General features: G+C 35.0%; 12 protein-coding genes. 5 read left to right on the top strand and 7 right to left on the bottom strand.

From position 1 onward, the window contains the following. Positions 1–144 precede the first annotated feature (144 nt). Positions 145–2,181: a S41 family peptidase gene (locus AC3E9W_RS23060; protein ID WP_488770232.1), complete on the bottom strand. Its 2,037-nt coding sequence runs from the start codon at positions 2,179–2,181 to the stop codon at positions 145–147. 403 nt (positions 2,182–2,584) lie between these two features. Further along, the gene (gcvT, locus tag AC3E9W_RS23065) at positions 2,585–3,667 is read right to left on the bottom strand and encodes a glycine cleavage system aminomethyltransferase GcvT (protein ID WP_488770233.1); all 1,083 of its coding nucleotides are present in this window, start codon (positions 3,665–3,667) and stop codon (positions 2,585–2,587) included. A 392-nt stretch (positions 3,668–4,059) separates the two neighbouring features. On the opposite strand from gcvT, the gene AC3E9W_RS23070 reads away from it, so the two are divergent. The 3 genes from AC3E9W_RS23070 (at position 4,060) to AC3E9W_RS23080 (ending at position 6,780) form a co-directional block, all read left to right on the top strand. Continuing rightward, positions 4,060–4,908, top strand: a complete 849-nt coding sequence (locus tag AC3E9W_RS23070) for an NAD(P)H-hydrate dehydratase (protein WP_488770234.1) — start codon at positions 4,060–4,062, stop codon at positions 4,906–4,908. Positions 4,909–5,624: 716 nt separating this feature from the next. Further along, positions 5,625–6,407: a HipA family kinase gene (locus AC3E9W_RS23075; protein ID WP_488770235.1), complete on the top strand. Its 783-nt coding sequence runs from the start codon at positions 5,625–5,627 to the stop codon at positions 6,405–6,407. Next, a complete protein-coding gene (locus AC3E9W_RS23080) occupies positions 6,397–6,780 on the top strand; it encodes a DUF3037 domain-containing protein (protein ID WP_488770236.1) in 384 nt (127 codons plus the stop codon). The genes AC3E9W_RS23075 and AC3E9W_RS23080 overlap by 11 nt, the downstream gene beginning before the upstream one ends. A 318-nt stretch (positions 6,781–7,098) precedes the next feature. Here the strand turns inward: AC3E9W_RS23080 and AC3E9W_RS23085 are convergent, their stop codons facing one another. Next, positions 7,099–8,217 carry a pectate lyase family protein gene (locus AC3E9W_RS23085; protein WP_488770237.1) on the bottom strand — a complete coding sequence of 373 codons (1,119 nt, stop codon included), beginning with the start codon at positions 8,215–8,217 and terminating at the stop codon, positions 7,099–7,101. 245 nt (positions 8,218–8,462) lie between these two features. On the opposite strand from AC3E9W_RS23085, the gene AC3E9W_RS23090 reads away from it, so the two are divergent. Then, positions 8,463–9,032, top strand: coding sequence for a Crp/Fnr family transcriptional regulator (locus AC3E9W_RS23090; RefSeq protein WP_488770238.1), 570 nt, complete (start codon positions 8,463–8,465; stop codon positions 9,030–9,032). Between the two features lie 214 nt (positions 9,033–9,246). Here AC3E9W_RS23090 and AC3E9W_RS23095 read toward each other — a convergent pair whose 3' ends face one another. Both AC3E9W_RS23095 and AC3E9W_RS23100 read right to left on the bottom strand, forming a co-directional pair. Continuing rightward, positions 9,247–9,759, bottom strand: coding sequence for a GNAT family N-acetyltransferase (locus AC3E9W_RS23095; RefSeq protein ID WP_488770239.1), 513 nt, complete (start codon positions 9,757–9,759; stop codon positions 9,247–9,249). A 21-nt stretch (positions 9,760–9,780) separates the two neighbouring features. Then, a complete protein-coding gene (locus AC3E9W_RS23100; RefSeq protein WP_488770240.1) occupies positions 9,781–10,368 on the bottom strand; it encodes a hypothetical protein in 588 nt (195 codons plus the stop codon). Between the two features lie 121 nt (positions 10,369–10,489). On the opposite strand from AC3E9W_RS23100, the gene AC3E9W_RS23105 reads away from it, so the two are divergent. Continuing rightward, positions 10,490–11,263, top strand: a complete 774-nt coding sequence (locus AC3E9W_RS23105; protein ID WP_488770241.1) for a hypothetical protein — start codon at positions 10,490–10,492, stop codon at positions 11,261–11,263. Here AC3E9W_RS23105 and AC3E9W_RS23110 read toward each other — a convergent pair. Beyond that, complete coding sequence (locus tag AC3E9W_RS23110; protein WP_488770242.1) at positions 11,260–11,493, bottom strand: hypothetical protein; 234 nt, start codon at positions 11,491–11,493, stop codon at positions 11,260–11,262. The genes AC3E9W_RS23105 and AC3E9W_RS23110 overlap by 4 nt on opposite strands. Beyond that, a complete protein-coding gene (locus AC3E9W_RS23115; RefSeq protein WP_488770243.1) occupies positions 11,477–11,992 on the bottom strand; it encodes a hypothetical protein in 516 nt (171 codons plus the stop codon). Before AC3E9W_RS23115 ends, AC3E9W_RS23110 begins: the two co-directional genes overlap by 17 nt. Between the last annotated feature and the right edge of the window lie 160 nt (positions 11,993–12,152).

The following is a 12,152-nucleotide window of genomic DNA, read 5'->3' on the forward strand; positions in this document are numbered from 1 at the left end:
AAAATCTAAAATCTAAAATCTAAAATCTAAAATCTAAAATCTAAAATCTAAAATCTAAAATCTAAAATCTAAAATCTAAAATCTAAAATCTAAAATCTAAAATCTAAAATCTAAAATCTATCCCGATAGCTATCGGGACTAAAATCATTTTGCTCCGCCATTAAATTCGTTAATAATATTTACAGCTTCGTTGAGGTACGGATTTGTTTTCAGATTATTCATTTGATCCTGATTAATCGTTTTTTCGTTTGGATAAGCGCCTAGAAGAAACTGATTCACACTCGAATTATAAACATCAAGCGGATTATTTTCGTCATTAAAAGTATTAATCTCTGTCCAAAGTGTGTTTAGTGTTTTTTTCTGCTTAAAAACCGATTCTAAGGTCATCGGAATTTCAGCCTTCGGACTATTTATAATCTGATCTATTTTAAGATTGATCTTTTTAATATTGTTAAAAAAATAATTGTCAGCCAGTCTAGCAGAACTATTTGCCGCAATTTTATCGATCAAATTTCGCTTAACATACGTTTTGTATTTTAAGAAAGGTTCGATGCTGTCATTTTTTATGGCTGTCGGAAAATCACTTTCTTTCTGATAAACATCTTCGTAGAATTCTGGAAGCACCACATCAGGTTTTACGCCAATATATTGATGACTTTTGCCCGTAATTCTGTAAAATTTATTGATTGTAATCTTCAAGTAATCCGTATTTTTTTCTTCGTCAAGCGGAAGAATAGTCTGCATGGTCGCTTTTCCGAGCGTATTGCTTCCTAACAAAAGTGCGCGATTGTAATCTTGCATGATAGAAGAGAAAAACTCACTTGCCGAAGCCGTATTGCTATTGACCAAAACGACAATTGGGCCTCTGTAAATAACACCTTTAAAAGGATCATTTATAACCGATTTTTCTTTTTTGCTATCAATTACAATAGAAAGCGGCCCGTAATCTACAAACATTCCAGCCAGTTTTATGGCCTCTTCCATAGAACCGCCACCATTGTCAATAAGATCTATAACAAGCCCTTTTATACTATCTCTCTGTAGTTTTATAACCTCGCGCGCAACATCATCTGCACAGCCTTTTCTGCTGTTGCCGTCAAGATCCGCATAGAAACTCGGAATCTTCACATATCCAATTTTGCTGTCTTTGCCAATGATGAAACTAAAAACAGAATTCTCCTCGTCTTTCATCATTTGCTTTTCAATGTAAACATCAAAACTTTTACCCGAATTACGTTTTAAAGTAAGCGTAATGTGCTTATTGTTTTCAGATAAAATCATAGTCGATATGGATTCTAATGAAGCACAAGAAACCTGAAGCGTCTCTTTCTGATTGGAAATCGAAATAATCTGATCGCCTTTTTTTACTTGTCCGGTCTGGTAAGCAGGCCCGTTTGGATCTACCTCATCAATAATGATTTCATTCTTCTCATTTAAGTTAACCGTCATGCCAAGCGACAAATGCTCTTTTGATAAAGAAGCCACAAAACTAGTTTTAGAATCATCGCTAAAATAAGCCGTATGCGGATCAAAATAGGTGCAGAAGAAATTATAAACTTTCTCTTCCAATTTGGTGTTAGAATCAATTAGCGTAGTAAAACGGCAGATTTCATTCGAAAGGATTTGATTTTTAGAAACTTGTTCAATCGATTTGAAATTGGTTTTTAGAGAATCTAAATTATCACTCATTTCAGCAATATCATCCAAAATCTGATAACGCAGTTTCTTTGTCCAAACCTTTTCCAAATCTTCTTTCTTTAAATAAAAGGCAAAAGATTTTTTATAAAAGCGAATGGTATCTTTTTTAGCATAATCAATCGGAAGCGTTTGAATCTTTTCTAAAACCTTTTTAGTGCGTAAAAGACCATTTACATATTGCGCTTTTATATCGGTAAGAAAACTGCAGTCTTTTTTCAAGATTAGATCATCGAGATTGTAACGGTATTTTTGAGCCAGTTCGTCATATTCGCTCTTAAAAAGGATATTGCGAGAAGGATCCAATTCGTTAATGAGATTATCAAAAACAAACACAGATAAGCTGTCATCAACTGGTTTTGGCCTTAAATGTTCAGCTTGAATAAGCGCATTTATTTTGTTTAGTATTTCACAAGTTTCTGCGCTGTTCTGACCAAAAGATAGAGTTGATGTCAGCAAAAAAAGGAGTAGTGAAATCTTTTTCATAAATGGAAATTCATGGGTTCATGATTAAAGTTACACTAATTTTTTTACAAAAAACAGTAATTCATTCAAATATCGACGACGGAAATGTTTTTTTCCACAAAATGCATTTTCAGGTGTATCATCAGAAGAATCCGTTTTTTTTTTCGCCACGAATTCACGAATTATTTTTTTCTATTGATTGGAGGATTACTGTTTTTATATTTGCCACAAATTACACGCATTTTTGCTTAGCTATGATTTCAATTGATTGATCGCTTAAATAATCATAATTAGTAGTAGAAATTAGTGAAATTCTTAGCATGCACAGACGAAGCAAAGTAGAATTTAAATTCGTGAATTCGTGGCAAAAAAAAATGCGTCACAACTTTCGCTGCAACGCATCTCAATTATAATCTAAAAAGAATTATTTCTTATAAAAAGGCAGTTTTACCACTTTAGCAGCAACATCATTTTTTCTAATTCTAATAAAAATATCACTGTCTATAGCACTGTTTGCAACAGTAACATAACCTAAACCAATACCTTTATTCATAGAAGGTGACATAGTTCCAGAAGTTACAATTCCGATCACATTTCCATCAGCGTCAACGATTTCGTAATCGTGTCTTGGCACCGCGCGCTCCTGCATTTCAAAAGCAACAAGTTTTCTTGCAACACCAGCTTCTTTCTGCTTTTTAAGCGCTTCAGAATTTGTGAAATCTTTAGTAAATTTCGTAATCCATCCTAAACCAGCTTCAAGCGGAGAAGTAGTATCGTTAATATCATTTCCGTACAGGCAGAATCCCATTTCTAGACGTAAAGTATCACGTGCTGCAAGACCAATCGGCTTGATTCCAAAAGACGCTCCAGCTTCAAAAACTTTATTCCAGATTTGTTCTACTTCATTGTTTTTGCAGTAAATTTCAAATCCGCCAGAACCAGTATAACCTGTAGCAGAGATAATTACATGCTCGATTCCTGCGAAATCACCTACTTCAAAGTGGTAATATGTTATAGCAGACAAATCAACAGAAGTCAAAGACTGCATAGCCTCAACAGCTTTTGGTCCCTGAATTGCCAAAAGAGAATAATCATCAGAAATATTCTTCATTTCAACACCCAAATCATTGTGAGATGAAATCCAGTTCCAGTCTTTTTCAATATTCGAAGCATTTACAACCAGTAAATACTGCTCTTCTTTCATTTTATAAATAATCAAATCGTCCACAATTCCGCCTTCGTTGTTTGGAAGACAAGAATATTGCGCTCTTCCAACAGTCAAAGTAGAAGCATCATTTGAAGTCACTTTCTGAATCAAAGCCAAAGCATTTGGACCCGTCAACAAAAATTCACCCATATGCGAAACGTCAAAAACTCCCACGCTGTTACGAACTGTTTCGTGTTCAGCATTAACCCCTTCATAAGTAATAGGCATATTATAACCCGCAAAAGGAAGCATTTTAGCCCCTAAACCTTCATGTATGTGCGTAAGCGCAGTATTTTTCATTGTGTTGTTTTATAAAATTGTTTTGCAAATCTATTCAAAAAATATCGAATTAGAATGCCTAAATTATAAATTTCGCAATAATTAGGAGCTATTTCCTGCTATCCGCTATATCTTTTACTTTTTAAAGAAAAAAGTAAAAGGATGCCGCTCCTATCAGGGCTAGGAGACTCAGTTTCAAAAGAAGAATCAGCGTTTCAATTTTTTATGTAATTTTAATAATATGAAAAATACTTTAAGTTTCGCGATGCCGAAAATTTCTCGCAAAGACGCAAAGGCGCAAAGTTTATAAAAAAACTTAAAAGAGAAGAACTTTGCGTCTTTGCGACTTTGCGCGATTAAAAAAGACAAGCATTAGCTTAAAAAATTCTTTGAGACTTTAAAAAAATACAAAAATGAAAGAACCGTATTTAATCGATAAAGAAGAAATTCTAAGACTCTATAAACCTATAGATTCCAAAGCACACAAAGGTACACAAGGTCATGCCGTGATTATTGCGGGAAGTTACGGCAAAATAGGAGCAGCGGTTCTGGCCTCCAAATCCTGCCTAAAAACAGGCTGCGGACTCGTAACGACTTTCATTCCAAAATGCGGTTATCAAATCCTTCAAATCTCCATTCCCGAAGTCATGACCGTAACCGATGAAAACACCAATTTCATCACCAATATTCATCTTCCGCTAATTCCGCAAGCCATCGGAATCGGCCCTGGAATAGGAAAGGAGCTCGGAACACAAAAAGCTTTATTTGAATTTCTGAGAGTAAATAAAGCCCCTTTAGTTTTAGATGCCGATGCTTTAAACATTATTTCAGAAAACATTTCCTGGTTAGAATTAGTTCCCGAAGACACCATTCTCACACCACATCCAAAAGAATTAGAACGCTTAATCGGAAAATGGAATTCAGAATCAGAGAAATTTCAGAAAACAATTGCCTTCTCCGAAAAATACAAAGTCATTGTCGTCATGAAAGGCGCACCGACTTACATTATAAACCGAACATCAGTTTACGAAAACACAAGCGGAAACGCAGCCCTAGCCACAGCAGGAAGCGGTGACGTTTTAACTGGAATTCTAACTAGTCTTTTAGCTCAAGGCTACGAACCCAAATACGCCTCAAAAATTGGGGTTTTCCTCCACGGTTTAACAGCAGATTTAGCCTTGCCAAAATTTGGTTATGAGTCTTTTACGGCTTCGACAATTATTAAGTATTTAGGGAAAGCTTTTTTAGAATTAGAGAATTAGAGAATGTGTCAATTAGGAAATGTGCCAATTTGATAATTAGATAATTTTGCAGTTCGTATTGTCCTCCTGAGCGGAGTCGAAGGACACGCCAGAAATTCCACAATCAAAATCGCCAATCTTTGCAGAGCTACTTACGCGTCCTTCGACTCCGCTCAGGAAGACAAAAAATGAGCATAAATCAGCTAAATCTGTAAAATCTGCGAGAGCATAAATAAGATAAAGAATCAGCAATATCTGCTTAAATCAGTTTAAATCTGCGTGAAACAAAAACTTTGCGCCTTCGCGTCTTTGCGAGATTTTTTAAAGCCAATCTTAAATTATATTATGTAGATTATTTTTTGCAGTTCGTATTGTCCTCCTGAGCGGAGTCGAAGGACACGCCAGAAAAGCCACAATCAAAATCGCCAATCTTTGCAGTGCTACTTGCGTGTCCTTCGACTCCGCTCAGGAAGACATAAAATGAGCATAAATTTGCATGAAACAAAAACTTTGCGACTCTGCGTCTTTGCGAGATTTTTTAGCTTGCTTATATAACTTATATGGTTTAAAATTTCCACTCCTAGCATAAAACAAAAACTTTGCGGCTTTGCGAGATTAATAATAACGTGCTTTGCGTAAACCTTAGCGACCATTGCGGTTAAATTCATTAAGTTTGTAATGTCAAAGATTAGAAACTTAGCAACTCAGTACCTTAGCATCTTTGAATCTTTTAAAAAATGGAAAACAACTTCGATCTAAGAACAGTAAACGTCATGCGATATATAACGCCACTGCGTGAAGGCGGTTCCTTGCCAGCCTTAGCAGAAGCCGATGACGACTTTAAATACGTATTAAAATTCAGAGGAGCCGGTCACGGTGTAAAAGCCTTAATAGCCGAATTAGTAGGCGGACAAATCGCAAAAGCCTTAAAACTGCAATTACCAGAATTAGTTTTCGCCAATCTAGACGAAGCTTTCGGAAGAACAGAAGCCGACGAAGAAATTCAGGATTTATTGCAAGGAAGTCAGGGATTAAACTTAGCACTTCACTTTTTATCTGGCGCTATCACTTTTGATCCGGCGGTAACTACTGTAGATGCGAAATTAGCTTCACAAATCGTTTGGTTAGATGCTTATATCACCAACGTTGACCGAACTTTCAAAAATACCAATATGCTGATCTGGCATAAAGAATTATGGCTGATCGATCACGGAGCGTGTTTGTATTTTCATCATTCCTGGAACAATTGGGAACAGCATGCTAAAAGTCCGTTTGCATTGATCAAAGATCACGTTTTATTGCCTCAGGCTTCACTTTTGAAAGAAGTCGATGCCGAGTTTAAAGCAATTTTAACACCAGAAATTTTAGAAGAAATTGTAAATACAATTCCGCTGGACTGGTTGCAATGGGAAGATGCTGATGAAACACCAGAAGGACTGCGAAATGTATATCTGCAGTTTTTAAAAACACGATTAGAGAATTCAGAAATTTTTGTAAATCAGGCTCAAAATGCAAGATAATCATTTATACGAATATGCTGTGATTCGTGTTGTGCCAAGGGTAGAGCGCGAAGAATTCCTGAATATCGGAATCATTTTGTTTTGCAAAAGAGCCAAGTTTATAAAAGTCCTTTTTCATTTAAATAAGGAAAGAATACAAGCCCTTTCTGCCGATTTTGACATCGAACAGTTAGAATGCAATTTAACGTCACTTCAAAAAATCGCCAACGGAGCCAAAGAAGGCGGTCCAATTGCCGAATTCGAAATCCCAGAACGTTTTAGATGGTTAACCGCAATTAGAAGTTCTGCCATTCAAACCTCAAGACCACACCCAGGTTTATGTCAGGATTTGGAGAAAACGATACAAAGATTATTTGAAGAACTCGTTTTGTGATTTTTTTTAAAACCATATAAGTCCATATAAGATATTTTAAGGATTGGGCTGAAAAAATCTCGCAAAGGCGCGAAGACGCAAAGTTTTTATTTCACGCAGATTTTTAAAAGATTTAAGCAGATTGAGCAGATTGAGCAGATGATTTAAATTAATCTGCTAAAATCTGCCCAATCTGCGTGAAACAAAATCATTTTAATCCTTTTAATGAGCAATAAAAAAAACTTAGTGCCTTTGTGTCTTCGTGGCAAAAAAAAAAAACAAAACCACGAATTACATTACGCAATTCGTGGTTTCGAAACTAAACTAACTCATATATTTTTAAAAAGAGCCGCAAACATTGCCACCTAAAGTAGGTCCTGCATTGGCAGAAATATCAGCTTTAACAGCACTTGCGCTCAATTTCACTATAGAATACGGCGGTGTAAAAGCAGTTCCGCTTCCTGCTTTCGTTCCTGTTACGTTTGTAAATACATTGTCGCTGGTAACCGTTACTGCAGTATAACCCGTCATTAAATCAATTGGATTTTTTACACCTTCAAAAGCATTGCTTTCTACGCGAATATCAGCTTCAACACCAGCAGCAATACATTTATTGCTTACCGTACTGTTAAAGAAACTGTTTACGATATGCACTTTTCCGAAACGAACTCTAGGCATTCTTTCTTTACAGCCTGGAGCCCACCAGCATCTTGCAAAAGTGATTCTTAATTTACCGCGATCAGCTGTTGCGCCGTCGCTTGAACCAATTAAATTCGAATATCTATGATCGTCAGATCCGCCAGAACCACCTGCTTTCGGAGGTTTTAGATAGTGGAATTTAGAATACGTAACTGAGATATAATCTGATTTGTTTTTAATGTCAAAGTTCCCGTCAACACCATCTCTGAATTCGCAGTGATCTACCCAAACATTTTGGCAGTCGTCCAAAATAGCATTATCCCAACCATCTGTATCGTAAGCGCCTGGCCCTTCAAAAATCAGGTTACGGATAATAATGTTTTTACATCTTTTAATGTTGATAATTCCAGAACCATCTTTTGTCTGATTGGTTGAAACCAGTTTTGCACCAATTGTACCATAAATAGTTTTTCCTGTTTGATCCTGAAATGACAATCTTGTCGTAATCGTAATCGTTCCAGAAACTTTGATCACTTTTACAGCAGCGTTCTCAATAGCCGATTTCAGCTGCGCGTAAGTCGTAACCGTAGTTTCGGCAGAAGAACCGCCGCCCGTTGTTCCTCCGTTTTGAGAAGCCCATCCAGGTACTTCGGCACAGTTTCCGATTTTAGCCGTTGGGTTAGTTGCAGTTGCCTCAATGGTTTCATTTGAGTTTTCGATACCTGCTTCTGGAGTCGAAGCAATTTCTTCAGAGTTACATGCCGTAAATCCGAAAATCAATGCTACAGCGAACATTGAAAGTGTTGATTTTAAGTTCATAATAAGTTTGGTTATTTATAAAAGTTTAACAACGCAAAACTCAATATTATTTGTAGGAAAAAAGTTGAACAAGTTCAATCTTTTGTAAAAAAATCTACGAAATGTGTTTTTTTAACACTTCTAAAATTACAAAAATGCATTTTATATGTACTTTTACGTAATCGATTACATTTTTTAATCCCCTAATTAATAATGTGTTGAAAAAACAAATTTAGACCTCATAAAAAACCACAAAAACCACAAAAATGTACAACCTACTAAGAACAAACATTGAGCGAAAAATTCCGCTCACAGATGAAGAATGGAACATCATTGTTTCAAAAGCAGAACTCGTTAAACTCAAAAAAAATCAATTTCTGCAAATCCAGAATTCTAATAGCAGTTACGAAGGATTTATTTTGAAAGGATCATTCAAAACCTACATTTTAAACGAAAACGGAACTGAAACCGTAATTTTCTTTTCTTTCGAAAACGAATGGATTTGCGATCTCGAAAGTTTTTACCATCAAAAACCAACCACTTACAACATCAAAGCCATTGAAGACAGCGAAATAGTAGTGATCAGTAAAATGCAAAAAGCGTATTTATTTACTGTAATTCCGAAACTCATTAAGTTTCATGTACTCATGATCGAACGCGCCAATGTGGCCATTCAGCAAAGACTTTTAGACGTTCTTCAAAAAACATCAAAACAGCGTTATCTTGATTTTAAAGAACGCTATCCGCAAAAGGTAAGTTCGATAAATAATAAGAATTTGTCATCGTATCTGGGTGTTTCGCATGAGTTTTTGTCAAAGATTAAAAGAAGGTGCTGAGGTTCTAAGATTCTAAGGTGCTGAGATGCTAAGTTTTTGTTTCACGCAGATCTATACTCCTTTTTTTGTCATCCCGAGGAACGAGGGATCTCCACAAGTAGCTCTACAAAGATTGGCGAAATACTGTGCGGAGTTGCTTGTGGAGATCCCTCGTTCCTCGGGATGACAAACTATACGCATAGAAAATTATCTAATTGACAATTTTTCTAATTATCTAATTCAAGAAATTCTTCTCCAAATAAATAAACTCCAAAGGTTCTTTTGAAACCGTAACATGAATTCCGCTTTCAGGAAAAGCTTCCCTTTCTCCCGTATCCACATAACCGCGGCGTTTGTACCAATCGATAAGTTCTGTACGAACCGAAATCACCGTCATAATAATAGAAGAGAGTCCCAAAGATTGAGCATGATTTTCGGCTTCGGCTAAAAGCTTTTTTCCTATTCCGCTGTTTTGAAGTTCCGGAGAAACCGTCAGCATTCCTAAATACAATTGATGCTCTTTCTCCACCAATAAAACCGAACCGATGATTTTATCGTTTTCAGTAAATTTCAGAATTGTATTTTTCGGATCAAGGAAAATTTCGGTCATTTCGGGTTCGTCGGTTCTTTTTCCTTCGAGTAAATGCGCTTCGGTTGTCCAGCCTTTTTTTGACGTTTCGCCTCTGTACGCGGAGTTTATTAAAGTTACTAATGCGGGAATGTCTTCGAGTAATGCTTTTGTAATCATGTGTTATAATATGTTGTCCAATTAATAATTTGGAGTATTTTGTTTTACTTTTTCAAGTAATTGATTTTCTTTTTCAATCACTTTTTCAAAAGGAGATTTTTCTGGAAGATGCTCTTTTTGATATTGTTCTATAAGAGGAAGAGTTAAAATAATTTTTAAAGCCGTGTGATAATTAGTTATTTCAGTTCTTTTTTCGTTAATTGTCGATACCAGACTTTCTAATTCAGCTTTTTTAGAGCCATATTGGTCTGAACTTTTCTCTATTAAATTTTGAATTTTCTTTTTCAGTATACTGTCTCTAATACCTTCCATTTGACCTATGGCGGATCTATAATAATTATCAGATTTATTATCATAATCATGAAAAATAGAAGTAGTATCTCTAGGATCTAACCCGTTCAATTCATCTTCTAAAGCTTTTAGTTTGGGAGATTTATCTACAAGTTCCTGATACAAATTATTTACTAAATTATCTCTGCTTTTAAACCTTCCTAAGCCAATGCTTTCTTCCTGAAATGCTTTTGGCTCTTCATTAGTTTTTATATTAGAAGTTTTATCCTGACAAGATATTAAGAGAATTATGGATAAAAATAAGTATATTTTGCTCATAGTTTTATTTGGTTTGATGAAAAACGAAGCTACAAAAAAAGGATTCATTTCTAATTTATATTTTTAAGGAAATATCTGAAAAAAAATATTGAAATTTGTATTAAATCGAAAATCAAAAAGTATGAGCAGAATACATTTATTCGAGTTTGAAGACCAGCAATGGCTTCCGGAATTCATTAGAAATTACATGACCGACTTTTTGCAGTTTCTTTCTAATAAAACTGCGATGTACAAAGGCATTGTTCCCGTAATTGAAAAAGCTTTAAAAGAAAGCCAGACCAATCAGATTATTGATCTTGCTTCGGGCGGTGGGGGCGGACTGATTTGGCTGAACAACGAATTACGAAAAAACAATCCAAATCTAAAAATTCTGCTGACGGATTATTACCCGAACATTCCTGCTTTTGAACACACAAAGAAACAAGCCGACAATTTCGATTTTATAAAAACTTCTGTCGATGCCAAAAACGTTCCCGAAAATCTCAACGGACTCCGAACACAATTTTTATCCCTGCATCATTTTAAACCCAAAGACGCACAGCAGATTCTACAAAATGCGATTGACAGCAACAGTTCGATTGCGATTTTTGAAGGGCAGGAGAGAAGCGTTCCGAGTATTGTGGCGATGATACTTTCACCGATTAGCGTTTTATTGACAACGCCTTTTATAAGACCGTTTAAAATGGGCAGAATCATTTTTACATATCTCATTCCCATTGTACCGCTTTTGGTTTTGTGGGATGGTGTGGTTTCGTCTTTAAGAACCTATTCTGTTGACGAAATGAACGAATTGATTTCTAAGTTAGATAACAAAGAAAGTTTTAATTGGGAAGTTGGAAAAGTAAAATCTGGACCTGCGAAGATTTTGTATTTGGTGGGAACTAAAAAGAACTAATTATTTTTCTGTGATTCTATTAAATCTAAACGATTTTGGATTCGTTCAATGATTTCTAAATCATTATCGCCATGAATATCCCTTATATTATAATTTGGATTTCTTGGATCTGTAGTCTTTTGAAATTCATTAATTTGAAGATTGAAAAGCGCCTGTCCAAATCTTTGGCTTGGATTTTTTTCTAAATAGGATTCTAGTAGTTCAAGTATAATTTTATGTTCTTGTTTCATTTGAAATATTTTTATCTAAATCTTCAAAAAATTGTATTGGATCATTCAAAAATCTTGTTGCATTTGAAGCTTTTATACTTTTTAAAACATCTTCTAACTTTGGTTTTAAAATTTCTCCTTTTAAATCTAACAATACAAACTGATTTTTTTCGCAGAGTTTTAGTATTGCTTGAAGGACATTTGTAATATTTGATTTCTTTCTTAAATCAATTCGAAACTGAAATTCTTCAATTTTGGTTTTGTCATTATTTAAAGAAATGCTGGCATCATTATCTTCATCGTTATTTCCATCTCCTTTCCAATTTAATTCGCCCCAATTTGCTTTTGGAATAATTTGATCCATTTCAGAAATGATTGTGGGGATAGTACCTTCAAAATTTTTCCAAAAAAGATCTGTTTCAGGTAAATATTCTGTTTGGTTATTCTTAAAAATACATTGATAATTACTATCAATAGAATTTTCAGGAACAACAATTAAAAGATACTGCCAGATTGCCATTTTAATTATTTAAAGTAAGTTATTTGTTTGATTTTTGAATTTCTTGTCTTGTCCTAAAATAGGTTTACACAAAAGTGTAAAAATATGGAAAGATATTCAAAAACATCATCATCAAAATGGCAGTCTAAGTACAGTGAAGAATTCAAACGATTTGTTTGTA

Source organism: Flavobacterium sp. 38 (genome assembly GCF_057799715.1).